The sequence below is a fragment of the Lentzea sp. NPDC058436 genome (assembly GCF_042721515.1).
Taxonomy (GTDB): domain Bacteria; phylum Actinomycetota; class Actinomycetes; order Mycobacteriales; family Pseudonocardiaceae; genus Lentzea.
In genome coordinates this window covers 13,051-36,905 of the sequence record NZ_JBHXLF010000031.1, presented here as the reverse complement: position 1 = coordinate 36,905, position 23,855 = coordinate 13,051, and the positions used below count along the sequence as shown (strand labels likewise).

Here is a 23,855-nt window from a genome sequence, read left to right as displayed (position 1 = left end):
CACGCGAAAGGGGCGAGGACCACGCGGTCCTCGCCCCTTCGCGTTGGTCCTCAGCCCTTCGTCGACCCCAGCGTCAGTCCGCCGACGAACTGCCGCTGCAACACGAAGAACACGACCAGGGTGGGCAGCGCGACCAGGAGAGAGCCCGCTGCGATCAGGTTGTTGTCGGTGAAGAACGTGCCCTTGAGGTTCTGCAGGGCCGACGTCACCGGCATCTTGTCGCCGTCCTGGATCAGCACCAACGCCCACAGGAAGTCGTTGTAGATCCAGGTGAACTCCAGCGTCGCCAGCGCGGCGAGCACCGGCCGGCACAACGGCAGCGTCAGCTGCCAGTACTGCCGGAACACCGAGGCGCCGTCGACGCGGGCGGCCTCGGTGAGCTCGTACGGGATGGTCTTCATGTAGTTCGACAGCACGAACGTGCAGAAGCCCATCTGGAACGCGATGTGGATCAGGATGACGCCGAGCGGCGAGTCGATCAGGGACTCGCTCTCCGACATCCACGCCGGCAGCTCGATCAGCCGGTAGAGCCGCCACAGCGGCGTCACGATCACTTGCTGCGGCAACAGGTTTCCGGCGGTGAACAGCATCAGCAGCGCGATGTTGAACCGGAAGCTGAAGCGGGACACCCCGAACGCCACCATCGACGCCAGCACCAGCGTCAGGATCAGCGCCGGCACGGTGATCAGGAACGTGTTCCAGTAGAAGTGCGGCAGGTCGCCGATCTCCCACGCCTTGGCGAAGTTGTCGAGCGTCAGCGACTTCGCCACGGAGAAGTAGCCGTTCACCGACGTGTCGTCGTACGTCCGCAGCGACGCGTAGACCGCCCACAGCAACGGGGTCAGCGTCATCAGGCACGTCAGGATCAGGAACACGTGCAGCGCGATGCGGGCGGGTGTCACCGTGCGCTTCGTGGGAGGTACCGGCTTCGAGGGCCGTTCCAGCGTGGCCGTCACGTCCGGTTCTCCTTGCTGAACACCTGGTACAGGTAGGGGATGATGACGCCGAGCGAGATCGTCAGCAGGATCACGGCGACCGCGGAGCCGCGGCCGATGCGTGACGCCTCACCGATGATGTTGTCGGTCACCAGCACCGACAGCAGCTCCAAGCCGTTGCGCCCCTTGTTGATGACGTACACGATGTCGAACGCGCGCAGCGCCTCGATCACCGTCACCACGGCGACCACGATGTTCACGGGCTTCATCACCGGGAACGTGACGCGGAAGAACGTCTGCGCGGACGAGGCCCCGTCCAGTGCCGCGGCCTCTTTCAGGGCCGGGTCCACGGACTTCAGGCCCGCCAAGTACAGCAGCATGATGTAGCCGGTGTGCCGCCACGCCGCCGCGACGAGCACCGCGTAGAGGTTGATGTCCGAGTCGCCGATCCAGTCGACCGGTTTGTCGAGTCCCAGCACCGAGTTCAGCAGGCCGCCGTCCGGCGTGTAGATCAGCTGCCAGATGAAGCCGACCAGCGCGAGCGACAGGACCATCGGCATGTACAGCGCGCTCTGGTAGATCCGGCTGAACCGGAGTTCGCGGTCGAGCAGCACGGCGAGCAGCAGGCCCGCCGTCGTCGGCACGACCAGCAGGAACAGCAGCCAGATCAGGTTGTGCTGCACCGCGGGCCAGAACCGCGGGTACTCGCTGAAGATCTCGACGTAGTTGCTGACACCGATCCACTCGATGTCCTCGAAGCCGCCGATGCCGTTCCACCTGCTGAACGACAACGCGACCGAGCCCAGCGTCGGGATCCACACGAACAGCAGGTGCACGACCGTGGGGATGCCGAGCATGAGCGCCAGCACGAGCTTGTCCGTGCCGGCGAGGGCCGTGGCACGCTTTCCACGCCGACGAGGCGGCGGCCCGCTGGGGGCCACCGCCTTCGGCTTCTCCTGCACCGCGGTCACTTGAAGATGTTCTTCGCCTGGTCAGCCATGCCCTTGAGCACGGAGTCGACGGAGTTCGGGTCCTTGATGAACTCGATCAGGCCGTTGGTGGCCGCCTCGCTCGCGAAGCCGGGGTCGGTGTCGCGGTCGAGGAACTGCGTGATGTGCTTGGCGTTCTTGATGGTGTCCGCCACCTTCTTCTGCAGCGGGCTGTAGCTCGCCTGGTCCGCCTTCTGGTTGGTCGCGACCGCGGTCGGGTCGGCCTTCAGGTAGGCGAGCTGCGGCTCGGCGGAGGACAGGTACTCCAGCAGCTTCAGGCCACCGTCCGAGTTGGACGGCTTCTTCGCGAGCATGTAGCCGTCGATCGGCGCCTCGACCGTGTCGGTGCCGTGCGTCGGGTTGATCTCCGGGAACGGGAAGAAGTCGAGGTCCGCCTTGTCCGCCTCCGGGAACTGCTGGCCGACGAACGCGCCGAGCAGGTACATGCCGGACTTCTTCTGCTGCAACGTCTGCGCGGCTTCCTGCCACTCGCGGCCCAGGGCGTTCTCCTGGTGGAACGGCAGCAGCCGCTTCCAGGTGTCGAACACGTCCTTGACCCGCTTGTCCTGCCAGTCTTCCTTGCCCGCCAGCAGGTCCACGTGGAACTGGTAGCCGTTGATGCGGAAGTTCAACTGGTCGAACGTGCCCATGGCCGGCCAGCCCTGCTTCTGGGCGAAGGCGATCGGGATCAGGCCGTCGGCCTTCATCTTCGTGGAGAGCGCGACCAGTTCGTCGAGCGTCTTCGGGACGGCGTAGCCCTTCTCCTGCCACACGCTCTTTCGGTAGAACATGCCCCACGCGTACTGGGTGAACGGCACGAAGTACTGCTTGCCGTCCGTGCCCGTCGAGGCCTGCTTGAGCGCGTCGGAGTAGTTGCCGCCGATCTTGCCCCACAGGTCGCTGAGGTCGCCGGTGAGACCCTGGTCGGCGAAGAACCGCATGCGGTAGCCGGCGAACCACGCGAGCACGTCGTCCGGCTTGCCCTGCAGGTAGTTGTTGATCTGCTCCTGGTACTGCTCGTGCTGCTTGGTGTTGATCGTGACGGACAGCCCGCCGGACTGCGTCTCGAAGGCCTTGACCGCGGCCGTGATCGCGTCCTTCGGCACCTGGTCGGACAGGTTGTTGCCGAACGTGACGACCTTGGAGTCGCCGCCGGAGCCAGAGCCGCCACCGCACGCCGAGAGAAGACCACTGGTCGCGGCGACGCCGGCACCGGCCAGCATGACTCGCAGCATCGTTCGCCGACCGAAGTTCGGTAACGGAGTGGAACCAGGTGTCTGCAGAACCATCATCGCTCCTACGGGTGACACACGCTCGTGCGAACCGAACAGGACTCAAACAAAGTTGCGCACAATGTGGTCCGAGTCATACACCGTGTCAAGCCCCGTTACGCAGCTGTTAAACCTGTGCACAGCGCGGTTCGGGGCTTTTCCCGGTACTTGTCCCGGTCGACCGCCCCACAGACCTCAACGCGAAGTTGTGTTTGCTTGTGTTGACGTTGGGGGTTGTCGTCGGCCACGCTTGCGGCCGTGACGACTTGGCCGACAGACCTGCCAGGCCTCGGCTGGGGGGCTGACTACAACCCCGAGCAGTGGCCCGAACACGTCTGGACCGAGGACGTCGAGCTCATGCGCCGGGCCGGGGTGACCATGGTCAGCCTCGGGATCTTCAGCTGGGCGAAGATCGAGGTGAGCAAGGGCGAGTACCGGTTCGACTGGCTCGACCGCGTGATGGACCTGCTGCACGCCGGCGGCATCCGCGTCGACCTCGCGACCGCGACCGCCGCGCCCCCGCCGTGGCTGACCACCGAGTACCCGGAGATGCTGCCCGTTCGCGCGGACGGCGTGCGGCTCTCACACGGCTCACGGCAGGCGTACTGCCCGTCGTCGCCGATCTACCGCGACCGGGCGACCGCGCTGGCCGCCGAGATGGCCTCGCACTACCGCGACCACCCCGCTCTGGCCGCCTGGCACGTCGGCAACGAGTACGCGTGCCACGTGAAGCGCTGCTACTGCGACACGTGCGCCGCCTCGTTCCGCGAGTGGCTGGCGGGCCGCTACACGCTCGACCAGCTCAACGACGCGTGGTCGACCGCGTTCTGGAGCCAGGGCTACACCGACCTCGCGCAGGTCCTGCCGCCGCGCGTCACGCCGACGTTCCAGAACCCCGCGCACGTGCTCGACTACGACAGGTTCTCCGACGACGCGATCCTGGAGCTGTACAAGGCCGAGCGTGACGTGCTGCGCATGATCACGCCCGGTGTGCCGGTCACCACGAACTTCATGGTCAACTGGACGTTCGGCGACCTCGACTACTGGAAGTGGGCGCGCGAGGTCGACTTCGTCTCCAACGACCACTACACCGAGGCCCAGTCGCCCGACCGGCACGTCGAGCTCGCGATGTCCGCGGACCTGGTGCGCGGCCTGGCGGGCGGCAAACCGTGGCTGCTCATGGAGAACTCGACGTCCGCGGTGAACTGGCAGCGGCGCAACATCGCCAAGCTGCCCGGCGAACAGCGGCGGCACTCGTTCCAGAACATCGCCCGCGGCGCGGACGGCACGTTGTTCTTCCAGTGGCGGCAGTCGCGCGGCGGCAGCGAGCGCTACCACTCGGCGATGGTTCCGCACGCCGGCGCGGACACCAAGGTGTACCGCGAGGTCTGCGAGGTCGGCGCCGAGTACGCGAAGCTCGCGGACGTCGTCGGCTCCACTGTGGACGCCTCCGTCGCGGTCCTGTTCGACTTCCAGTCCGGCTGGGCGCTGCGCCAGGACGCGCACCCGACGCAGGACTTCGACTACTGGCAGCACGTTCTCGGGTACTACAAGGCGCTGTGGCAGGCCGGTGTCACGGTCGACTTCGTGGCGCCGGGCACGAACCTCTCGAAGTACTCGCTGGTCGTCGTACCGGCGTTCTACGCGGTGTCCGACGCCCACGCCGCGGTCGTCGCGGACTACGTGGCGGGCGGCGGACACGTCGTCGTCACGTACCTGTCCGGTGTCGCCGACCAGTACACGCGAGTGCGACTGGGCGGGTACCCCGGAGCGTTCCGCGACGTGCTCGGCGTGTGGTCCGAGGAGTTCTTCCCGCTGCGGCAGGACGAGACGGTCTCGTTGAGCGACGGCTCGACCGCCTCGTTGTGGACGGAGCACCTCCACACGCGCACCGCTGACACCGTTGTCTCCTACGTGGACGGGCCGTTGCCGGGGGTGCCGGCGGTGACGCGCAACACGTTCGGCAACGGTGTCGCGTGGTACGTGGCGTGTGATCTTGACGGCGGTGGTCTGAGCCGAACGGTGGAAAACGCGCTTTCCGGTGCGGGCGTTGGGGTGTCGGCTTCGCCGATTGAGCTCGTGCGGCGCAAGGGCGACGTATCGTTCCTCTTCGCCGTCAACCACACCGACACCGACGCGCGGATCGAGGCGTCCGGTGTCGACGTGTTGTCCGGCACTCAGGTCTCCGGGCACCTCACCGTGCGAGCCGGGGACGTGGTCGTCCTCAGGGAAGAGGTGTGAGGTGCTGGCACGTCAGCGGCAAGCTGTGATCATCGAAGAGGTCCGCCGCACGGGGGCGGTGCGCGTCAGCGACCTCGTCGTCCGGCTCGGCGTCTCGGACATGACCGTGCGCCGCGATCTCGACGTGCTCGCCGCGCGCGGACTGGTGGAGAAGGTCTACGGCGGCGCGACGTCCGTCGTCGGGCGCTCGACCGACGAGCCCGGCTTCGAGGCCAAGTCGGTGCGGCAGCTGCCCGAGAAGGAGGCGATCGCGGCCGCCGCCGCGGGCCTCGTGCGTCCCGGCACGGCCATCGGCCTGTCCGCCGGAACCACCACGTGGACGCTGGCCCGGTTCCTCGACGACATCCCCGACCTGACCGTCGTCACGAACTCCATCCGCGTCGCGGACGTGCTGCAGCAGAGCGGGCGCACGGACCGCACGGTCGTGCTGACCGGTGGCGTGCGCACGCCGTCCGACGCGCTGGTGGGCCCCGTGGCCGTGCAGGCGTTGCGGTCGCTGCACCTCGACGTGGTGTTCCTGGGCGTGCACGGCATGGCCGAGCGCTCCGGCTTCACCACCCCGAACCTCAACGAGAGCGAGACGGACCGCGCGCTCGTCGACGCCGCCGGCCGCGTGGTGGTGGTCGCGGACCACGAGAAGTGGGGCACCGTGGGCATTTCCACGATCGCCGACCTCGACGAGGCGCACGTCCTCGTGACGGACGAAGGTTTGCCGGACGACGCGAGGGCGATCCTCAGCGAGCAGGTCGGCGAGTTGGTTTTGGCGCACGTACCAGGAAGTGGCGAGGAGTTGGCGTGAGGCGTACCGCGGGAAAACTGGCGGACGGCCGGGAGATCATCTACTTCGACGACAGCGCTGAGGCGCCACCGCGGGTCGCGGTGGACACCCGGGACCTCCCCGAGACGCAGCCGATGTCCGAAGTCCGGCTGGACCCGTTGACCCGCGAGTGGGTCGCGATGGCGGCCCACCGCCAGACACGGACCTACAAGCCGCCGGCGGACCTCTGCCCGCTGTGCCCGTCGACGCCGGGCAGGCCCACCGAGATCCCCGAGGCCGAGTACGACGTCGTCGTGTTCGAGAACAGGTTCCCGTCGCTGGCGCAGAACGTGCCGGACGTGCCGTCCACTGTGGATGGTGAGGCGCTGTTCGTGCGCGCACCGGGCCGCGGGCGCTGCGAGGTCGTCTGCTTCACGTCGGACCACAACAAGTCGTTCGGCGAGCTCTCCGAGTCGCGCGTGCGCACCGTCGTGGACGCCTGGGCGGATCGTGTCGCCTACTTGTCAACGTTGCCAGGCGTCGAGCAGGTCTTCCCGTTCGAGAACCGCGGCGAAGAGATCGGCGTGACTCTCTCGCACCCGCACGGCCAGATCTACGCGTACCCGTTCGTGACGCCCCGCACCGAACGCATGCTCAACGCGGCCGTGGACTACTACGCCGAGCACGGGCGCCCGCTGTTCGGCGACGTCCTGGAGGCGGAGCTTCGCGCGGGCGCGCGTGTGGTGGAGGAGTCGGAGCACTGGGTCGCGTTCGTGCCCGCCGCCGCCCGCTGGCCCGTCGAGGTCGTGCTGGCACCACGGCGTCAGGTGCCCGACATCGCCGCACTGTCCTCTGTGGAGCGTGACGACTTCGCGTCGTTGTACCTGAAGGTGCTGCACCGCCTGGACGCGCTCTACGACCGGCCGTTGCCCTACATCGCGGCCTGGCACCAGGCACCCGTCAACGCCGGTCGCGAGGAGATGTGGCTGCACCTGCAGGTCTTCTCCGTCCTGCGGACGAAGGACAAGCTCAAGTACCTCGCGGGCTCCGAGTCCGGCGAGGCCGTGTGGATCAACGACGTGACGCCGGAACAGATCGCGGAACGGCTCCGGGGAACACACAAGTAGCTCCCAGGCTGGTTTAAGGGTTCTCTCAGGACCACACCCGAGACTATGGGCATGACCGAGAGCAACCAGCCAGCGCAGCAGCCGGACCAGCCAGACTCCGTGCCGACGAGCGCCGGTCAGACAGACTCCGGCGCGCGGGAGCAGGGCCCGTCGTCGCCGGAACCCGGCCAGCCGGATCCTTTGCAGGGGGGATCCGGCCAGGCTGGGGCATCCGTTCAGGCCGGTGCGGCTGGTCAGACCGGTGCGCCCGCCGCGCCCGCGGGACTGGGCGACGTTCCTGCCTCCTTCACTTCGGCCCAGCCGCAGGTGTCCTCACCTGACGCGGGCCAGGCGCAGCTCGGCGGGTCCGGACCCGGCCAGCAGCTTCCACCTTCAGGGTCCGGCCAACCTCACCCGCTCGGCCTCGGCGCGACGACCGCGCAGTTCGGCGCGGAACCGCCTGCGGGCCCGTTCGGGGCGCAGCAGCCTCCTGGGACGCCTTCCGGCCCGTTCGGCGCGCAGCAGCCCGCCGGACCGCACTCCGGTTCGTTCGCCGAGCAGCCCAACCCGTTCGCCGCCCCCGGCGCGCAGACGGGCCAGTACTACCTCCCGCCCGGCATGCAGCAGCCCGCCCCACCGCGCCCCAAGGGCCGCGGCAAGGTCGTGGCGGGCGTCGCCGCCCTCGTACTCCTCGTAGGCGGGCTCTCCGGCGGTCTCGGCGGCTACCTGGGCTACAACTTCGCGAACGACTCGTCGTCCGTGAGCTCGCTCGACTCGCCCCGCCCGGCCTCGCAGACCTCGAACGCCCCCGCGGGCTCGGTCGAGGACGTGGCGAACAAGCTGCTGCCGTCCGTCGTCCAGATCCAGGTCACGACCCGATCAGGCGCCGGTGAGGGTTCCGGCTTCATCATCTCCGGCAACGGCCAGATCGTGACGAACAACCACGTCATCGAGGGCGCCGCGTCCGGCGGTGACATCAAGGTCGTCTTCCAGGACGGCAGGACCGCGTCCGCCAAGATCCTCGGCCGCGACCCGAGCTCCGACATCGCCGTCATCCAGGCCGACGGCGTCTCGAACCTCCCGGTCGTGCAGCTCGGCAACTCCGGCGACATGAAGACCGGCCAGGGCGTCGTCGCGATCGGCTCGCCGTTCGAACTGTCCGGCACCGTCACCTCCGGCATCGTCAGCTCGCTCAACCGCCCGGTCTCGGCCGGCGGTGAGCGCGGCACGAACTCGCAGGCGACGGTCCTCAACGCCATCCAGACCGACGCCGCGATCAACCCCGGCAACTCGGGCGGACCGCTGGTCAACATGCAGGGCCAGGTCGTCGGCATCAACTCCGCGATCTACAGCCCGAGCCAGGGACAGGGCCAGGCCGGCTCCGTCGGCATCGGCTTCGCGATCCCGATGGACCAGGCCCGCCGCACGATCGACGAGATCGTGAAGAGCGGCAAGCCGAAGCAGACCGTCCTGGGCGTGAAGGTCGAGTCGACCGAGCAGGGCGCCAGGATCTCCGAGATCACCGCGGGAGGCGCTGCCGAGAAGGCGGGGCTCAAGGCCGGTGACGTGATCACGAAGTTCGGCGACCGCCGGATCGACGAGTCGGACACGCTCGTCGCCGCCGTCCGGTCGAAGGCTCCCGGCGACAAGGTCACGATCACGCTGTCCGACAACAAGACCGTGGAAGCCACCCTCGACGGTGTCGAGGTGGGATAGGTCGGGGGACGCTCGGGTTCTGGCAGCCGCCGCGCCGGAACCCGAGCGTGACGACCAACCCCGGGGAGGCCCGGACCTGTGCGCACCTGCCCCGCACACAGGTCCGGGCCTCTTCACGTTCCCGGCACCGTCAGCCGCAGGAGGCGCTGCCCCACTCGGTGTAGCCGCCGCCCCGGTTCTGCATGAACACGCGGACGCAGATGGGGTTCGAGTCGTCCCAGTACGCGCCGTCGTTGACCTTCGTCCAGCCGTCGATGCACATCCACGAGTCGTTGTTCTTGATCCGCAGGTCGAACGACCGCTGGCGCCACCACTCCGTGTAGCCCACCTGGCACTTGTCGCCGTCCGGCAGTGCGACCGTCTTCAGGTTGACCGGACCGCGGTCGCAGTAGTTGAAGTTCCACTTGCCCGACGACCCGCCACCGCGGGTGAAGCAGGCCTGCGCGGACGCCTCGTCCGCGGGCTGCGGTGCGGCACCGGCCGACGGGTTGATCCCCATGAAAGCGAACGCCACGAACGCGCCCGCGACTGCGAGAACTTTCTTCATCTGAGCATCCCCCAGGATTGCCGTTTGATGTTGCGCGGCGAACCTAGGATCGAGATGCATCGGTCGTCAATGGAATCGGCTCGTTTCGGGGAACAGTTGCCCATTACGAGGTGCTGACGGATCCGGCCGGCGCGCCGCCGGTGACCTACCGTGGTGACGTGGTGGAACGGGTGCTGGTCGTCGACGACGACACGACGGTGCGCGATGTCGTGCGCCGCTACCTAGAACACGCCGGGTACGAGGTCGAGCTCGCCGGTGACGGGGAACAGGCGCTGCGGTCGATGGCCGCGCAGGAGCCGGACATCGTGGTGCTGGACCTGATGCTGCCCGGCATCGACGGTCTTGAGGTGGCGCGCAGGATCCGCCAGCGCGGCAGCACGCCCGTCGTCATGCTGACGGCGCTGGGCGAGGAGGAAGACCGCATCGCCGGGCTGCAGATCGGCGCGGACGACTACGTGACGAAGCCCTTCAGCCCTCGTGAGCTGGCGTTGCGCGTGTCGTCGGTGCTGCGGCGGGCGCATCGGCCGTTCGAGCCGCGGGTGGTGCGGGACGGGAACCTCGTGCTGGACGTGGCCGCGCACACCGCGACGCTGGACGGGCAGCCGTTGCAGCTGACGACCCGCGAGTTCGACCTGCTGGCGTTCTTCATCGGCAACGCCGGCAAGGCGTTCGGGCGGGCGGAGCTGCTGGAGCGGGTGTGGGGCTGGCAGTTCGGCGACCAGTCGACGGTGACCGTCCACGTGCGACGGTTGCGGGAGAAGATCGAGGACGACCCGGCGAAGCCGCGCAGGCTGAGCACGGTGTGGGGCGTCGGCTACAGGTACGACCCGTGTTCGATCGACTGAGCCGCCTGTCGCTGACCACCGTGATGACCGTGATGGTCATCGTGCCGGTGGTGGCCACCATCGCCGGTGTGCTCGTGGTCAGCGGGTTCATGTTCACGCCGATGCTCAACGCCACGCTCATGGCGTGCGCGGTGGTCGGGCTGGTCACCGTGCCGTTCTCGATCATGCTGGGCCGTGCGATCGCGCGGCGCACCATGTGGGAGCAGGAGGCGGAGGCGGCGCGGCGGCAGCTGGTGGCGTGGATCAGCCACGACCTGCGGACGCCGCTGGCCGGGATCCGGGCGATGACGGAGGCGCTGGAGGACGGCGTCGTCTCCGAACCCGGCGAGGTCGCCGTCTACGCCAAGCAGATCGCGCTGGAGGCCGACCACCTCTCGAAGCTCGTCGACGACCTGTTCCAGCTCTCGCGGATCACCGCGGGCGCGCTGAACCTGCCGATGCACGACGTGTCGCTGGCCGACGTGGTCAGCGACGTGGTCGCCGCGTCACGCCCGGTCGCGTCGCGCGAGGGCGTCGAGCTGCGCGCGGACGCCCGCGCCTGGCCCGTCGTGCGCGGGTCCGATCCGGAACTGATGCGTGTCGTGCGCAACCTTGTGTCCAACGCCATCCGCCACACACCGGAGGGCGGCACGGTCGCCGTCCAGGTCGATGTGGACGGACCCGACGCGGTGGTGCGAGTGGACGACGCGTGCGGCGGCATACCGGATGACGTGCTGCCACAGGTCTTCGAAGTGGGCTTCCGCGGCTCGTCCGCGCGCAACCCGTCCGGCGCCGGGCTGGGGCTTTCCATCGCGCGTGGCCTCGCCGAGGCGCACCACGGGCGGATCGGCGTCGAGAACCACGGTCCTGGCTGCCGCTTCGAAGTCAGACTCCCGCTACGGTGATCGGTATGGAACGCAGCGCGCAGCGCCTTGGCCGCGCTTTGGTCGTGATCGTGGACGACCGGGTGGCGCACGGCGAGCAGGACGACAACTCCGGGCCTCTCGTCACCGAACTTCTGGAAGAAGTGGGCTTCATCGTCGACGGCACCGTCGCGGTCGAGGGCGAGGTGGTCGACATCCGGGCCGCACTCAACACGGCCGTCATCGGTGGCGTCGACCTCGTGGTCACCGTGGGCGGCACAGGCGTGTCCCCGCGCGACGTGACCCCCGACGCCACGCAGGGCGTGCTCGACCGCCCGATCCACGGCATCGCCGAGGCACTCCGCGCCTCCGGTCTTGCCGCGGGCGCGGTCGACGCGGGCATCTCGCGCGGCCTCGCCGGTGTCTCCGGCAGCACGCTCGTCGTGAACCTCGCGGGCTCGCGCTCCGCGGTCCGCGACGGCATGGCGACGCTGTCGGCGTTGGTGCCCTACGTGATCGAGCAGCTGAGCGGTCTTGACGAAGAGTGATTCACCGAAGCCGGCCGACGACGACGCCGTTGCGCGTCGTCGCCGGTTGGCCGAGGTGTTCGGCGACGTGCTGCCGGAGACGACGTCGGACGAGCGCGGGGGTTCGGGCGGCGCGGAGGACCGTGAGGCCTGGTACCGCGAGAACCGGCCGCCGCATCACGGCGGCTGACGCGGCTGGCGGGTGACGTGGCCGAGAGCGGACGCGGGTGGTGACCGGCGAGGTTGGTCACGGACACGGCTGATGGCCGTCGTGGTTGGTGGGCGCAGCGCCTTGGTGGCTGACGTGGCCGGTGGCCTGCAGTGTCGAGCCCTCGGGCTCCGCTGGTGCGGCCAAGAGCCCGGATGTGCTGTCGGCTTCGCTGGTGTGCGGCTGAGGCTTCGACGTGCCGTGCTGCGGCCGTGAGCGTGGCCGGCTAGGCCAGACAAAGCGCGCGGGTCCGTTGTGGAGCTACGGGCGCGCGCTTCGTCTCGGCGGGGACGGTCGGAGAATCAGATCGCTGGACCGCGGCGGTCCGGCGCCGTGGACTGCGGCTGGTTGTTCTGCTGTGCGGCGAGCAGGTCGCGGATCTCCTTGAGCAGCTCGACGTCGGTGGGCTCGGACGGGCCCGCCTCGATGCCCTTCTCCCGGCGTTCCTTGATCTTGTTCATCGGCAGCACGAAGATGAAGTAGACGACGGCCGCGACGATCGCGAAGTTGATGATCGCGGTGATCAGGGCGCCCAGGTCGATCTTCGTCTTCTCGTTCGCCTCGATGAGCTTGAACGCGAGACCTTCGACGTTGTTGCCGCCGAACAGCGCCACCAGCGGGTTGATGATGTTCGTGGTGAACGCGGTGACGATCGCACCGAACGCGGCGCCGATGACCACGGCCACGGCCAGGTCGACGACGTTTCCGCGCATCAGAAAGTCTTTGAATCCCTTCAGCATCAGCGGAGAGTAACGGCTAATGCATGATCCAGTGACATCGCGGCCACACGAGTTGCATTAAGTCTCGGCAACGTGAGGACGACGACTTGGCCGTGCGTCTCCCGCACCGCCGCGTTCTCCGCCACCACCTCGCCGGACGACGACACCACGTCGACCCTGCCGCCTGGCCTGACGACGGCGGCCAGGCCCTGGTCAGCCACGCGGACGGCCACCGACGCGTGGTCGGCGGCCACGTCGGAGAGGTCGAAGTCGGTCAGCGGGACGCCTGCCCGCGCTGGGGACGACAGCGCGCGGCCCACCACGGCGTCGGAGCCGGGGAACGAGCCGGGCAGGGGTGCGGCGAGGGAGACGACCCGGACGTCGGAGGCTGTCAGAGGGGTGCCGGCGGGCAGGTCACGTGAGGCGACGACGGCGGGATGGCCCACGTCCGGCCAGAAGAACGTCGACACGGCTACCAGGGCGAGGCCCAGGGCCAGGACGCGGCGCCACGTGGGAGAAGGGCGGCGGCGCGACAGGGAGCGGAGTCGGTCGAGGACGGACGTGGAAAGGGTCATGCCTCCGACCGTAGGGCGGTCGGAGGCATGTCAAGCGGGGTTCAGCCGCAAGTTGTGGACAACTCGCGATCTTCAGGAGGCCGCGGCCGCCGGGGCGCTCGACGACTTCGAGTCCGAAGAGGAAGAAGCCGACGACGAGGTGGACTTGGTGTCCGAGGACTTCGCGTCCGAGGACGAGGACTTCGTCTCGGAGGACGACGACGCGGACGTGCTCTTCGACGAGCCCGAACGGCTGTCCGTGCGGTAGAAACCGCTGCCCTTGAACACGACGCCGACGGCGCCGAACAGCTTGCGCAGCTTGCCCGAGCACTCCGGGCACTCGGTGAGGGAGGAGTCGCTGAACGACTGCACAGCCTCGAACCGGTGCTCACACGCGGTGCAGGCGTACTGGTACGTAGGCACTGGGTCTGCTCCTAGCTCTGGCACTCGACCGTTGTGAGTGCCAACACGATTTTCGCTCAGGACCTTCCCGGAGCGCAAACACCCCCGGTCAAAGTCACAGCCACCGCAGCCCGACCGAGGGTGTCAGAACGCCGTTCATCCGCACGTCGTGGGGCTCGCCGGGCACCTCCGACAGCACCTCGCAGTCCCGCACGACGCCGACCAGAGGCGCCTTGACCAGCGGCAACGAGCGGTCGTAGTGCCCCTGCCCCTTTCCGATCCGCACCCCGGACACCGAGACCGCCAGCGCGGGCACCAGCACCAGCGAGGCTCCAGCGATCGCCGAGGCGCCGAGCCGGGGACCGGTCGGTTCCAGCAGCCTGAAGCCGGCGGGCGCCAGCCCCGAGGCTCCCTCGAACACCGCCCAGTCCAACGGCGACGCGCCCGTCACGACCGGCAGCAGCACCCGGCACCGCAGCCCGTCGAGCCACGAGGCGTCACCGGGCTCCGACCCGACCGGCAGAAAAGCGCACACCGTCTGATCAGGTGAAAGATCCAGCGCGGCGACGTGCGCGGCCAACGCGGCGGCCTCCAGCGCGCGGACCTCGGGGGACAGGGAACGCCGCGCGGCCAGCAACCGTGAACGCAGTGTGGCCTTCCGGTCACGAAGATCGGACGTCATGGTGGGTATCCCTCGGTATGTCGTTAGCATCGCTGCCCATGAGCAGCGCCTTCCACACCGCTATCGTGCCCGCGGCCGGTCTGGGCACCCGTTTCCTCCCCACGACCAAAGCCGTGCCGAAGGAACTGCTGCCCCTGGTCGACACCCCCGCCATCGAGTACGTGGCGCGCGAGGCGGCCGAGGCCGGTGCGAAGAAGCTGGTCATCGTGACGTCGCCGACCAAGGCCTCGGTCGCGAACTACTTCGACGAGAACCCCGACCTCGAGGAGTCGCTGACCGCCAAGGGCAAGACCGAGCTGGTCGAGAAGATCCAGCGGGCGCCGAAGCTGATCAAGGCCGAGACCGCGATCCAGGAGCAGGCGCTCGGACTCGGCCACGCCGTCGGGTGCGCCGAGGGCAACCTGACCGGCGAGGACGAGGCCGTCGCGGTGCTGCTGCCGGACGACATCATCCTGCCGAACGACGCCCTCCAGAAGATGGCCAAGGTCCGCGAGGAGAAGGGCGGCAGCGTCCTGCTGGCGTTCGACATCCCGCGCGAGCAGATCTCCGCGTACGGCGTGTTCGACGTCCGCGACACCGGCAGCGACGACGTCAAGCAGGTCGTCGGCATGGTCGAGAAGCCGAAGCCGGAGGACGCGCCGTCGACGTTCGCGGCGGCCGGCCGGTACCTCCTCGACCGGGCGATCTTCGACGCCCTGAAGCGCATCACGCCGGGCGCCGGCGGCGAGCTGCAGCTCACCGACGCCATCGCGCTGCTGATCAACGAGGGTCACCCCGTGCACGTCGTCGTCCACCGCGGCGGGCGACACGACCTCGGCAATCCCGCCGGATTCCTGCGGGCTGCGGTTGACTTCGCACTCAACACCCCGGAGTACGGACCCGATCTGCGCGAGTGGTTGCGGGAACGCCTCGACAACTCCTGAGCGCGAGGACCAATCACATGAGGTCAGTTGACGAGCAGCTCGCTCGGGTGATCGCGGCCGCGGTGCGGCCCGCACCCGTGCGAGTCGCGATCTCCGAGTCGCAGGGCCTCCTCTGCGCGGAGGAGGTCGTCGCGGAACGCGCGTTGCCCGGCTTCGACCAGGCCGCCGTGGACGGGTACGCGGTGCGCAGCGTCGACGTGTCCGGTGCGAACGCGAGCCCGGTGCAGCTGCCGGTCGTGGGCGAGATCCCGGCCGGCTCCCGGCAGCCGCGGCGGCTGCAGCCCGGCCAGGCCGTCCGGATCGCCACGGGCGCCCCGCTGCCGACGCTGGCGGACGCGGTCGTGCCGCTCGGCTACACCGACGGCCACCAGGCCAAGGTGACGGTCAACCGCAGCGTGCCGTCCGCCGGGTTCGTCCGCCGCACCGGCGAGGACGTCCAGACGGGCGACGTCGCCGTGCGCCGCGGCGCGTCCATCGGTGCTGCTCAGGTGGGTCTTCTGGCCGCTGTCGGGCGCAACAAGGTGCTGGTGCACCCACGGCCGCGCGTCTCGGTCATCTCGCTCGGCGAGGAGCTCGTCGACGTCGACCGCACGCCCGGCCAGGGCCAGGTCTACGACGTGAACTCGTACGCGCTGGCCGCCGCCGCACGCGACGCGGGCGCCGAGGTCAGCAGGGTCGGCATCATGTCCGCCGACCCGCGCCGGCTGCGCGAGGTGATCGAGGGCAGGCTGCTGCTCTCCGAGATCGTCGTCATCGCCGGTGGCGTGGGCGGCACGATCGGCGACGAGGTCAGGGCGGCCATCACGGAGCTCGGTGACATGGACGTCAGCCGCGTCGCGATGCACCCCGGCTCCGCTCAGGGCTTCGGCAGGCTCGGCCCCGACGCCGTGCCGACGTTCCTGCTGCCGGCGAACCCGATGAGCGCGCTCGTGGTGTTCGAGGTGCTGGTCAGGCCCCTGATCAGGGCCGCGCTGGGCAAGAAGAACCCGTACCGCCGCGCGGTGTCGGCACGCCTGCTGTCGCCGCTGCAGTCGACGAAGGGCCGCCGGGGCTTCCTGCGCGGCCAGCTGCTGCGCGACGCGGACAACGGCGAGTACCTGGTGCAGCCGCTCGGCACGTCCGGGTCGCACCTGCTCGCATCACTGGCCGAGGCCAACTGCCTGATCATGGTCGACGAGGACGTCACCGAGGTCTCCGTCGGCGAAGAGGTGCTGGTCAGCTTCCTAGCGCAGCGTGGATGAGCGTTTTCGCCGATCTGGGCAGACACCCCGGCTGGCCCGTCCGGCTGGGGCCTCTCCAGGTGCGCGCGGGAACCGTCGAGCTGCGCGGCCCGCGCCTGTTCGACGGGTCGCGCTGGTCGAAGCTCCGCATCCGCGACCGCGCCTACCTGGAGCAGTGGGAGCCCACGGCGCAGGAGGGCTGGGACGAGCGCAACGCGGCGTGGTCCTGGCCCGCCCAGTGGTCGTCGTTGCGCGGCATGGCCAGGCGCGGCACCACGCTGCCGTTCATGATCCTGGTGGACGGCGAGGTCGCAGGGCAGATCACCGTCGGCAACATCGTGCGCGGCTCGCTGCTGTCCGCGTGGATCGGCTACTGGGTCGCCGCTGACCGGGCGGGAGGCGGCGTCGCCACGGCCGCTGTGGCCCTGCTCACGGACCACGCCTTCCGCGACGCCGGTCTGCACCGGCTTGAGGCCACTGTGCGTCCCGAGAACGGCGCCTCGATCCGTGTGCTCACGAAGTCCGGCTATCGCGAAGAGGGTCTCTTCAAGCGTTATCTGGATGTTGCAGGACAGTGGCGCGACCATCTCTGCTTCGCGCTCACGACCGAAGAGGTCCCGGATGGCCTAGTGCGCCGTTTGATCGCACGCGGAGAGGCCCGTCTTCCCTGACGATTGCTTCCGTTTGTCCTAATCACTTCACCCAAAAGTGGGTGATAGACCACACTTTCGTACGCACGGCAGTCGGCGAGCCTCCGACACAGGTGTGACTGTTGTGACTAGCGTGGTGACAGCACCACGCGTGGGCCGGGGGAGGTGAACGGGGAATGCCGAGTTCGCTGATCATCGTTGCGCTGGTCATAGCCTGGCTCGTGGTCCTCGTCCCCATGATGGCCCGCAAGCGCCAGGAGAGTGCGCGCAGTGTGGGGGAGGAGTACGACGCCATGCCGGACGCCGAGTACGACGACATCCACGACATCGACGACGACTACTTCGACGAGGAGGAGTACGTCGAGCGCCCGTTCCGGCGTGGTCGCGGTGGCTACGACCCGGAGACCGCCGCGCTGGTCGCGCAGGCCAAGTACGCGTTCCGCCGCAGAGTGGTGGCGCTCCTGCTGGTCGCCGCCGTGGCGTCGGGAATCGTCGCCGGGGTCTTCTTCGCGAAGCTCTGGTACGGCCACGCCGCGCTCGACCTGGTCCTCGTCGGTTACCTCACGTACCTGCGCCGGCAGGTGCGGATCGAGGAGGAGATCCGCGCGCGCCGCCTGGCCCGCCTGCAGCAGGTGCGCCGCCGCCGTGCGACGGGTCCGCAGCAGCAGGAGGCTCCCGCCGCCGACCCCGAGCCCGTGCAGGTCGCCGAGGAGGCCGAGACCACCAGGGTCGAGGTCGTCGAGGACAGGCCCGCGCTGCCGCCGTTGCCGCGCTTCGAGCACCACGTGCGTCCGGGCACCATTCCGGTCGACTCCGACGACGAGGACCCGGTCTTCGTGGAGCTCGACGGAGTGGAGTCGTTGAGGTACCGGGGCGCTGTCGGGGCGTAGGTGGGGGTGGTGAAAACACCCCCTCCGGGACTGCTATAGTTCTCTTCGTAAGACAGCAAGGGGCTGTAGCACAGTTGGTAGCGCGTCTCGTTCGCATCGAGAAGGTCAGGGGTTCGATTCCCCTCAGCTCCACTCAAAACGAAAAGGCCACCCGGATTCCGGGTGGCCTTTTCGTTTCTGCGCGGCCGTCGTCGAAATGGCGGAGTCAGACGGTCTTGATCGCGCCGCCGTCGACGACGAGGTCCGCGCCGGTGATCCAGGCCGCCTCGTCTCCGAGCAGGAACGCGATGGCGGCCGCGACCTCCTCGGGCTCGCCCATGCGGCCAAGTGTCACGCCCATGTCGGTGGGCGCCACGTGGTTCAGCACCTCGTCCCTGGTGGCGCCGGACTGGGCGACCATCCAGTCGACGGTCCCGCCCTCGTCCGTCCAGCCGGGGGTGCGCACGGGGCCGGGGGACACGGTGTTCACCCGCACGCCCCGCGCGGCGAACTCCTCCGACAGGGCCTTGGTCAGGTTCGACATCGAGGCCTTGTGGGCGGAGTAGTCGACGACTCCCGTGAACGGCAGGCGTGCGTTGATCGAGGACACGTTGACGATCGCGCCGCCGCCGGCGAGCAGGTCGGGCAGCAGTGCCCGGCTGAGCCGGACCGCGGACATCACGTTGATCGCGAACCCGGCTTCCCACTGTTCGTCGCTCACGTCGAGGAACGAGGCGCGGAAGCCGTACTGGCCGACGTTGTTCACCAGGGCGGACACCCTGCCGCGTTCGCGGGCGGCCTCGGCCAGCAGCTGGACGCCCTCGGCGGTGGCCAGGTCGGCCTGCACGACCGTGAGGTCGTCCGTTCGCTCCGGTGACGCCGAGCGCGACCCGGTGACGACCTCGTAGCCGTCCTTGAGCAGGCGTTGGACGACAGCGGCGCCGATCCCCTTGGTTCCCCCGCTGACCACGGCGACGTTGTTCGGCATGACACTCCTCGGCTAGTTCGGGAGCGATCGCTCCCCATCTGTCTCGACCGTAGTACGGGAGCGATCGATCCACAACTCGTGGTTAGGATGAGACATGCCACGTCCCCGTCAGTTCGACGACCACGACGCAGTCCGGAAGGCGACGGAAGTGTTCCGCCGCCAGGGCTATCACGGCACGTCCACGCGGGACCTGGGAGCCGCGATGGGCCTGAACCCGTCGAGTCTGTACCGGGCCTACGGCGACAAGCACGCGCTGTTCCTGCGGGCGCTGGACGACTACCAGGCCGGTCAGGACCAGAGCACCGCGGAGATCACCACCGGCTCCGGCAGCGTGCGCTCCGTGCTGCGCCGGTGGCTGGTGCACATGATCAACGACGAACAGGACCACGCCTGGGGATGCCTGATGGTGAACACCGCCGCCGAACTGGGCACCGGCGACACGTCGGCCGGCAAGCGGGTGCACGCGGCGTTCGACGGCAACACCGCCGCGATCGCGGACCTGCTCAGGAAGGCCGTCGCCGAGGGCGAGATCACGCGCGAGATCGACGTCCAGGGCTGGTCCGAACTCCTCTTCACCACCGTCGTCGGCCTGCGGGTGCGGGACAGGGCCGGGCAACCCCTCGACCGGCTGATCGAGGCCGTCGACACGGCCCTCGACGCCATCTGGGGCCGGTAGCGGAAACGCGTTCGGCCTTCGTCGCGCGGCCGGATACCTTGTGCGCGTGAACATCCTTGGGGGATTGAAAGCTCTGTTCGTCGTGGGGACGGCTCTGACCGCCGTCGGGTGCTCGCCGGGTCAGGCGGACCAGCCCGCGGCGCCGCAGGAGAAGCACTTCGACGTCTCGGGCTGGGGGAAGCTGAAGCCCGGAATGTCCAAACAGGACGCACTCGCCACCGGTGAGCTCGCGGCCACGGGCGCCGGCAAGACCGACAACTGCGAGGACTACCGCTACAGGGACGCGCCCGCCGCCGACCCGAAGCAGGTGGCCGACGACGACGCGCTCGAGCAGAAGATCGTTGAAGCGCAGAAGGAAGCGGACGCGGCCAAGGCGGCGATCGGGCCGGAGCCAGGGCCGAACGCGGGTGCCGCCGAGTACGCCGCGTCGGCGGAGCGGCTCGCGGCGTCGGCCGAGGCGAGCAACAAGGTGGTGCAGCTGACCGTGGAGTCCACGAAGCGCATCGCGGACCGGGCCGAAGCGCGTGAGGCCAACGGTGGCGTGTTGTTCGCCGGGGACCAGATCAAGATGATCCTGCCCCCGCCGGGCGCGACTGCGGCGAAGGACCTCGGCAAGGGCGCCACGGTCGACCAGGTCAAGGCGGCGTTCCCGAACGCCACCGGCACCGACCACAAGATGTTCGAGGTGCCGGTGCCCGACCGGAAGGGCTTCGTGCTGAGCTTCCACTTCGCCGACGGGAAGCTCGTGTCGTTCCTGCTGTTCAACACCGAGGCCGCGTGCGGCTGAGCTGAGCGATTCCAGGCCGTCCGTCGTAATGCGGACGGCACTTTCGTCTATATAACGGCCGTAAGCTCGTTCGGCTCCCGCGAAAGGCTGTACCCATGAGCGACGCGCCACAGGACAAGGTCACGGTCCTGTCCGCCGAAGCCCTAGCCCAGCTGAAGGCGTTCCCGCTGCACGGCGACGAACGGCTGCAGAACAGGCTGCTGTGGAAGTCCCCCAGCGGCGACACGATCGTCGGGCTGATCCAGATGGCGCCGGGCGCACGCGACGTCGGCCACAACCACCCGTCGGCGACGCAGCACACGTGGGTCGTCGACGGCACCGTCAGCATCGGCGGTGTGGAGGCGACGGCGGGCTCGTACGCGTTCGTGCCGCCGGGCGTCGACCACGAGACGGTCGCGGGCGATGAGCCGGTCACGATGTTCTACGTCTACCAGCCGTTCGCGCCGGAACACGACCACGACCACGACTAATTGCGTGCTCACCCATCTATGGGGTGAAGTTGGGTGAAGAACGCGGCGTCCACAAATAGTTTTCTCTCATGAGATCTGTGGTCGCCGCGTTATTACTCGTGGCCGTCACCTCCAGCGGTGCAGCGGCGTCGACCGAAGCCCACGCCGCCCGGTGCACGGCCGCCCGTCCCGTCGTCTCCAGCACGGAGACAGCAGTAGAAGCGCGCGTTCTCACCGGCTGCACGGCCGGTGAGCTCGTCGTCTTCCGGGCGACCATGACCCTGCGCGCGCACGGCACCTCCTGCACCGCGGTCTCCGAGGAGCTCGAAGCGGACCCGGCCACCGAGCCGCAGTGGATCCGCGCCCGGCTGGAACTGGAGTGCGCACCCGGTGAGAAGGGCGAGCTCGGCTCGCGGATCACCGTCGAGATGCGCGACGGCCAGAACACCCGCCCCGTCACCTACGGCCTGGGCGACTCCTACGTCGAGCGCGACCCGGCCGCGCGGCACCGGTGGGCCGTCGAGTTCATCGCGGGGCTGGGCGACCTGCCCGCGGCACCCGATCCGGTGGTGAGGACCGCCGGTGGATCAGCGGGCCACGGCAGCTCCCGCACCGTCTCCGACCACCGCGTTCACGCCGGCTGAGGCCGTTTCTCCACCCGTTCGCCGGGTGTCCGTTCGTGCTGCCGTCGATAACGAATCGTGCACCGCTGACGACTTCGGTCAACGGAGCCGTCCATCGCAACGTGTAAGAGCCAAGAGGCCCAACGCGCGGTGGACGGGGGGACGACGCGGTGATCATGGAAAGGGTTGCTGTGGGATCAACCGCAGACCAATCACGCACCGTAGGCTGAGAAGGCACCTAGGCTGGGGGTGATCTCGAAAGGGGTGGTGTGAGTCGTGGGGCTCGCTGAGTCCTTGCTCACGTGGCTGCACGGCTTCGTGGGTGCGAGTGTCTGCCCCGGTGACTGGGTGTGGACCACCACGGCGCTCGGTGCGGTGCTCGGGTTGTTCCCGACGATCGGGGCGCTGCTGTCCATCGCGGTGCGCCGCGTGGTCGGCAACTCCTACGGTCCCGTCACCGGTGCCATCTTCACCGTGCTCGGCGTCGCCAGCTGTCTGGTGCTGCCGTGGTTGATCATGCGCGGAACCGTGCAGGGGCTGGCCGGTCGCGACATCATCGGGGCCGACTCCCTGGACGAGGCGACCTGCTTCGGCACGTTCTCGCAGGGCGCCTACCTCATCAACGCCCCTTCGGTCCTGGGCGTGATCAAGCAGCCGACGGCGCAGCCGCTGTTCCTGGCCGCCGCCGGTGTCACGGTGGCGCTCGCGCTGCTGTGCCTGCTGTTCGTGATGCTGCAGTCGGGTTCGGCGTTCCGGCTCGGGCCGAACTGGCCGCGCCGGGTGTTCTGGCCGATGTTCCTGGTACTGCTCGTGACGACGTCGGCATTCCCCGTGACCCTTGTGGGCCATGTGCTCCTCGGGTTTCTGCCAATTGCTGTAATCGGGTCAATCGTCGTGCGGATTTTCGGGTTGACTACCGCCATGCTGAACCGCCCCGGCCGCGATCGGTCCCAGGACCGCAACTCGCAGAACCAGCCACCGCAGCCGGTGGCGCGCACGCCGCAGCCCCAGAACAACCAGCTCCCGCAGGGCCAGCCGCAGAAGAAGGCCGCGACCAAGCCGATCAACGCCTCGGCGCACCAGCCTCCGCACAACCCGCCGCAGCACTCGCAGAACTCACCGCAGAACCCGCCGCCGTACCAGCCGGCGCAGGTGCCGAAGTACCAGCCGGCGCCGATGAACCGGCCGATGCGCCCGGTGACCCAGCCGCAGCCGCAGCCCTCGGGCCACCCGCAGAACCAGCCGCCGCCGCGGCAGTACCCGCCGACCCGCGTCGCTGAGGTGCTGCCCCAGCCCAAGGCCCCGGCTCCGCAGCCGTCGAACCCGGCGGTGCTCGCGGACACGCCTGGCCCGCTGCCGTTCGGTCCCGGCGCGGCGAACGCCGAGTCGCCCGCGCCCGTGCAGAAGTCGGGCAAGGTCTGGAACCCCGGCAACGGCCGGTTCCGCCGCGTCCGCCAGCTCGGTTCCGGCGGTTTCGGCACGGTCTGGCTGGCCGTCGACGAGCAGCTCGACCGCACGGTCGCGGTGAAGCTCGCGCACGCGCCGGACAACGAGACCGAGGCGCGCATGCTCCGCGAGGCGCGTGCGTTGGCCGCGGTCCGGCACCCGAACTGCGTGCGCGTGTTCGACATCGTGCAGGACCCGGACGGCCTGGCCCTGGTGATGGAGTACATCGAGGGCGCGTCGCTGTCCGAGACGGTGCTGAAGAACGGTCTGATCGACGACAAGCTCGCCGCCCGCCTGTGGCTGAACATGGCCGACGCGCTGGCGGCGGCGCACGACCGCGGCGTCCTGCACCGCGACGTGAAGCCGTCCAACGTGATCGTGGACGGCCAGGGCACCGCGCACCTGATCGACTTCGGCATCGCCCGCTCCAAGGGCGACAGCACCCTCACCGCCACCGGCATGATGGTCGGCACCCCGGACTTCCTCGCCCCGGAGACGGCACGAGGTGAGACGGCGTCCCCGGCGTCCGACTCGTGGCAGCTGGCGGCGACCGTGTCGTACGCGTTGACGGGTCACCCGCCGCGCGGCTCCCGCGAGAACCCGATCTCCTCGCTGATGGCCGCCGCCCAGGGCGAACCGATCACCAAGCTGCCGCAGAACAGCGCGCACGCCCGGCTCCTGCTCGCGGCGATGGACCCGGAACCGAAGCGCCGTCCGTCGCTCGCCCAGGTGCGCGGTCAGCTGTCGCAGTTCCTCGACCAGCAGGGCATGAGCAAGGAAGGCCCGGTCACGAAGATGATCAGCAAGCCGACGCCGCCGCCCACGAGGCACATGCCGATGTAGGCGATCCGGGTGAACCCTCGCAGGGTGGCTAACGGTCGAA

General features: G+C 69.1%; 26 protein-coding genes and 1 tRNA gene. 18 read left to right on the top strand and 9 right to left on the bottom strand.

What is annotated here, in order from left to right; translation table 11 throughout:
* Positions 1–50: 50 nt before the first annotated feature.
* The 3 genes from ACFWN2_RS43700 to ACFWN2_RS43690 are packed head-to-tail and all read right to left on the bottom strand — an operon-like array spanning position 51 to position 3,147.
* Positions 51–956 (bottom strand): carbohydrate ABC transporter permease, encoded by a 906-nt coding sequence (locus ACFWN2_RS43700; protein ID WP_382436588.1) that lies wholly within the window; start codon positions 954–956, stop codon positions 51–53.
* The gene (locus ACFWN2_RS43695) at positions 953–1,906 is read right to left on the bottom strand and encodes a carbohydrate ABC transporter permease (protein ID WP_382436587.1); all 954 of its coding nucleotides are present in this window, start codon (positions 1,904–1,906) and stop codon (positions 953–955) included. The genes ACFWN2_RS43700 and ACFWN2_RS43695 overlap by 4 nt, the downstream gene beginning before the upstream one ends.
* On the bottom strand, positions 1,903–3,147 hold the full coding sequence (locus ACFWN2_RS43690) for an ABC transporter substrate-binding protein (protein WP_382436585.1): 1,245 nt from the start codon (positions 3,145–3,147) through the stop codon (positions 1,903–1,905). The genes ACFWN2_RS43695 and ACFWN2_RS43690 overlap by 4 nt, the downstream gene beginning before the upstream one ends.
* Before the next feature lie 306 nt (positions 3,148–3,453).
* On the opposite strand from ACFWN2_RS43690, the gene ACFWN2_RS43685 reads away from it, so the two are divergent.
* From ACFWN2_RS43685 to ACFWN2_RS43670, 4 genes are read left to right on the top strand one after another with little or no spacing between them, the layout of a single operon-like run.
* A complete protein-coding gene (locus tag ACFWN2_RS43685; RefSeq protein WP_382436584.1) occupies positions 3,454–5,436 on the top strand; it encodes a beta-galactosidase in 1,983 nt (660 codons plus the stop codon).
* A gap of 1 nt (position 5,437) precedes the next feature.
* Positions 5,438–6,235: a DeoR/GlpR family DNA-binding transcription regulator gene (locus ACFWN2_RS43680; protein WP_065914902.1), complete on the top strand. Its 798-nt coding sequence runs from the start codon at positions 5,438–5,440 to the stop codon at positions 6,233–6,235.
* Complete coding sequence (gene galT, locus ACFWN2_RS43675) at positions 6,232–7,320, top strand: galactose-1-phosphate uridylyltransferase (protein ID WP_382436583.1); 1,089 nt, start codon at positions 6,232–6,234, stop codon at positions 7,318–7,320. Before ACFWN2_RS43680 ends, galT begins: the two co-directional genes overlap by 4 nt.
* A gap of 51 nt (positions 7,321–7,371) precedes the next feature.
* Positions 7,372–9,015: a trypsin-like peptidase domain-containing protein gene (locus tag ACFWN2_RS43670; RefSeq protein ID WP_382436582.1), complete on the top strand. Its 1,644-nt coding sequence runs from the start codon at positions 7,372–7,374 to the stop codon at positions 9,013–9,015.
* Positions 9,016–9,145: 130 nt separating this feature from the next.
* Here ACFWN2_RS43670 and ACFWN2_RS43665 read toward each other — a convergent pair whose 3' ends face one another.
* On the bottom strand, positions 9,146–9,562 hold the full coding sequence (locus ACFWN2_RS43665; protein WP_382436581.1) for a hypothetical protein: 417 nt from the start codon (positions 9,560–9,562) through the stop codon (positions 9,146–9,148).
* Positions 9,563–9,720: 158 nt separating this feature from the next.
* On the opposite strand from ACFWN2_RS43665, the gene ACFWN2_RS43660 reads away from it, so the two are divergent.
* Genes ACFWN2_RS43660 through ACFWN2_RS43645 form a run of 4 tightly spaced genes read left to right on the top strand, consistent with a single transcriptional unit; the run spans position 9,721 to position 11,966 of the window.
* The gene (locus ACFWN2_RS43660; protein ID WP_382436580.1) at positions 9,721–10,407 is read left to right on the top strand and encodes a response regulator transcription factor; all 687 of its coding nucleotides are present in this window, start codon (positions 9,721–9,723) and stop codon (positions 10,405–10,407) included.
* 23 nt (positions 10,408–10,430) lie between these two features.
* Positions 10,431–11,291, top strand: coding sequence for a sensor histidine kinase (locus tag ACFWN2_RS43655; protein ID WP_382436623.1), 861 nt, complete (start codon positions 10,431–10,433; stop codon positions 11,289–11,291).
* A gap of 5 nt (positions 11,292–11,296) precedes the next feature.
* Positions 11,297–11,797: a molybdenum cofactor biosynthesis protein B gene (locus tag ACFWN2_RS43650; RefSeq protein WP_089909148.1), complete on the top strand. Its 501-nt coding sequence runs from the start codon at positions 11,297–11,299 to the stop codon at positions 11,795–11,797.
* Complete coding sequence (locus ACFWN2_RS43645; RefSeq protein ID WP_382436579.1) at positions 11,784–11,966, top strand: hypothetical protein; 183 nt, start codon at positions 11,784–11,786, stop codon at positions 11,964–11,966. The genes ACFWN2_RS43650 and ACFWN2_RS43645 overlap by 14 nt, the downstream gene beginning before the upstream one ends.
* A gap of 320 nt (positions 11,967–12,286) precedes the next feature.
* Here ACFWN2_RS43645 and mscL read toward each other — a convergent pair whose 3' ends face one another.
* From mscL to ACFWN2_RS43625, 4 genes are all read right to left on the bottom strand, one after another.
* The gene (mscL, locus tag ACFWN2_RS43640; protein ID WP_382436578.1) at positions 12,287–12,724 is read right to left on the bottom strand and encodes a large-conductance mechanosensitive channel protein MscL; all 438 of its coding nucleotides are present in this window, start codon (positions 12,722–12,724) and stop codon (positions 12,287–12,289) included.
* Positions 12,724–13,278: an SAF domain-containing protein gene (locus ACFWN2_RS43635; RefSeq protein WP_382436577.1), complete on the bottom strand. Its 555-nt coding sequence runs from the start codon at positions 13,276–13,278 to the stop codon at positions 12,724–12,726. Before ACFWN2_RS43635 ends, mscL begins: the two co-directional genes overlap by 1 nt.
* A gap of 72 nt (positions 13,279–13,350) precedes the next feature.
* Positions 13,351–13,680, bottom strand: coding sequence for an FmdB family zinc ribbon protein (locus ACFWN2_RS43630; protein ID WP_382436576.1), 330 nt, complete (start codon positions 13,678–13,680; stop codon positions 13,351–13,353).
* A 94-nt stretch (positions 13,681–13,774) separates the two neighbouring features.
* The gene (locus ACFWN2_RS43625; RefSeq protein WP_382436575.1) at positions 13,775–14,341 is read right to left on the bottom strand and encodes a 5-formyltetrahydrofolate cyclo-ligase; all 567 of its coding nucleotides are present in this window, start codon (positions 14,339–14,341) and stop codon (positions 13,775–13,777) included.
* Positions 14,342–14,379: 38 nt separating this feature from the next.
* On the opposite strand from ACFWN2_RS43625, the gene ACFWN2_RS43620 reads away from it, so the two are divergent.
* From ACFWN2_RS43620 to ACFWN2_RS43600, 5 genes are all read left to right on the top strand, one after another.
* Positions 14,380–15,264, top strand: coding sequence for a UTP--glucose-1-phosphate uridylyltransferase (locus tag ACFWN2_RS43620; protein WP_382436574.1), 885 nt, complete (start codon positions 14,380–14,382; stop codon positions 15,262–15,264).
* A gap of 17 nt (positions 15,265–15,281) precedes the next feature.
* Positions 15,282–16,505, top strand: coding sequence for a gephyrin-like molybdotransferase Glp (gene glp, locus ACFWN2_RS43615; RefSeq protein WP_382436573.1), 1,224 nt, complete (start codon positions 15,282–15,284; stop codon positions 16,503–16,505).
* Positions 16,502–17,155: a GNAT family N-acetyltransferase gene (locus ACFWN2_RS43610; protein ID WP_382436572.1), complete on the top strand. Its 654-nt coding sequence runs from the start codon at positions 16,502–16,504 to the stop codon at positions 17,153–17,155. Before glp ends, ACFWN2_RS43610 begins: the two co-directional genes overlap by 4 nt.
* Before the next feature lie 155 nt (positions 17,156–17,310).
* Positions 17,311–18,024, top strand: coding sequence for a gephyrin-like molybdotransferase receptor GlpR (gene glpR / locus ACFWN2_RS43605; RefSeq protein WP_382436570.1), 714 nt, complete (start codon positions 17,311–17,313; stop codon positions 18,022–18,024).
* Between the two features lie 59 nt (positions 18,025–18,083).
* A tRNA-Ala gene (locus tag ACFWN2_RS43600) sits at positions 18,084–18,156 on the top strand.
* Positions 18,157–18,229: 73 nt separating this feature from the next.
* On the opposite strand, the gene ACFWN2_RS43595 is transcribed toward ACFWN2_RS43600, so the two are convergent.
* Positions 18,230–18,991 carry an oxidoreductase gene (locus ACFWN2_RS43595; RefSeq protein ID WP_382436569.1) on the bottom strand — a complete coding sequence of 254 codons (762 nt, stop codon included), beginning with the start codon at positions 18,989–18,991 and terminating at the stop codon, positions 18,230–18,232.
* Positions 18,992–19,085: 94 nt separating this feature from the next.
* Here ACFWN2_RS43595 and ACFWN2_RS43590 point away from each other — a divergent pair, with 94 nt between their 5' ends.
* From ACFWN2_RS43590 to ACFWN2_RS43570, 5 genes are all read left to right on the top strand, one after another.
* Positions 19,086–19,667 carry a TetR/AcrR family transcriptional regulator gene (locus tag ACFWN2_RS43590; protein ID WP_382436568.1) on the top strand — a complete coding sequence of 194 codons (582 nt, stop codon included), beginning with the start codon at positions 19,086–19,088 and terminating at the stop codon, positions 19,665–19,667.
* Positions 19,668–19,731: 64 nt separating this feature from the next.
* The gene (locus ACFWN2_RS43585) at positions 19,732–20,454 is read left to right on the top strand and encodes a hypothetical protein (RefSeq protein WP_382436567.1); all 723 of its coding nucleotides are present in this window, start codon (positions 19,732–19,734) and stop codon (positions 20,452–20,454) included.
* A gap of 95 nt (positions 20,455–20,549) precedes the next feature.
* Entirely contained in the window at positions 20,550–20,924 is a 375-nt protein-coding gene (locus ACFWN2_RS43580; RefSeq protein ID WP_382436566.1) for a cupin domain-containing protein, read from the top strand.
* 68 nt (positions 20,925–20,992) lie between these two features.
* A complete protein-coding gene (locus ACFWN2_RS43575) occupies positions 20,993–21,547 on the top strand; it encodes a hypothetical protein (RefSeq protein ID WP_382436565.1) in 555 nt (184 codons plus the stop codon).
* Between the two features lie 255 nt (positions 21,548–21,802).
* Positions 21,803–23,815: a protein kinase gene (locus ACFWN2_RS43570; protein WP_382436563.1), complete on the top strand. Its 2,013-nt coding sequence runs from the start codon at positions 21,803–21,805 to the stop codon at positions 23,813–23,815.
* Positions 23,816–23,855 lie beyond the last annotated feature (40 nt).

Coding starts and splice junctions, on each gene's coding strand:
- ACFWN2_RS43690 (WP_382436585.1), bottom strand. CDS start 3,147: ATGCTGGCCGGTGCCGGCGTCGCCGCGACCAGTGGTCTTCTCTCGGCG.
- ACFWN2_RS43575 (WP_382436565.1), top strand. CDS start 20,993: ATGAGATCTGTGGTCGCCGCGTTATTACTCGTGGCCGTCACCTCCAGC.
- ACFWN2_RS43580 (WP_382436566.1), top strand. CDS start 20,550: ATGAGCGACGCGCCACAGGACAAGGTCACGGTCCTGTCCGCCGAAGCC.
- mscL (WP_382436578.1), bottom strand. CDS start 12,724: ATGCTGAAGGGATTCAAAGACTTTCTGATGCGCGGAAACGTCGTCGAC.
- ACFWN2_RS43665 (WP_382436581.1), bottom strand. CDS start 9,562: ATGAAGAAAGTTCTCGCAGTCGCGGGCGCGTTCGTGGCGTTCGCTTTC.
- ACFWN2_RS43595 (WP_382436569.1), bottom strand. CDS start 18,991: ATGCCGAACAACGTCGCCGTGGTCAGCGGGGGAACCAAGGGGATCGGC.
- ACFWN2_RS43625 (WP_382436575.1), bottom strand. CDS start 14,341: ATGACGTCCGATCTTCGTGACCGGAAGGCCACACTGCGTTCACGGTTG.
- glpR (WP_382436570.1), top strand. CDS start 17,311: ATGCCGAGTTCGCTGATCATCGTTGCGCTGGTCATAGCCTGGCTCGTG.
- ACFWN2_RS43610 (WP_382436572.1), top strand. CDS start 16,502: ATGAGCGTTTTCGCCGATCTGGGCAGACACCCCGGCTGGCCCGTCCGG.
- ACFWN2_RS43635 (WP_382436577.1), bottom strand. CDS start 13,278: ATGACCCTTTCCACGTCCGTCCTCGACCGACTCCGCTCCCTGTCGCGC.
- ACFWN2_RS43590 (WP_382436568.1), top strand. CDS start 19,086: ATGCCACGTCCCCGTCAGTTCGACGACCACGACGCAGTCCGGAAGGCG.
- ACFWN2_RS43655 (WP_382436623.1), top strand. CDS start 10,431: ATGACCGTGATGGTCATCGTGCCGGTGGTGGCCACCATCGCCGGTGTG.
- glp (WP_382436573.1), top strand. CDS start 15,282: ATGAGGTCAGTTGACGAGCAGCTCGCTCGGGTGATCGCGGCCGCGGTG.
- ACFWN2_RS43670 (WP_382436582.1), top strand. CDS start 7,372: ATGACCGAGAGCAACCAGCCAGCGCAGCAGCCGGACCAGCCAGACTCC.
- ACFWN2_RS43650 (WP_089909148.1), top strand. CDS start 11,297: ATGGAACGCAGCGCGCAGCGCCTTGGCCGCGCTTTGGTCGTGATCGTG.
- ACFWN2_RS43620 (WP_382436574.1), top strand. CDS start 14,380: ATGAGCAGCGCCTTCCACACCGCTATCGTGCCCGCGGCCGGTCTGGGC.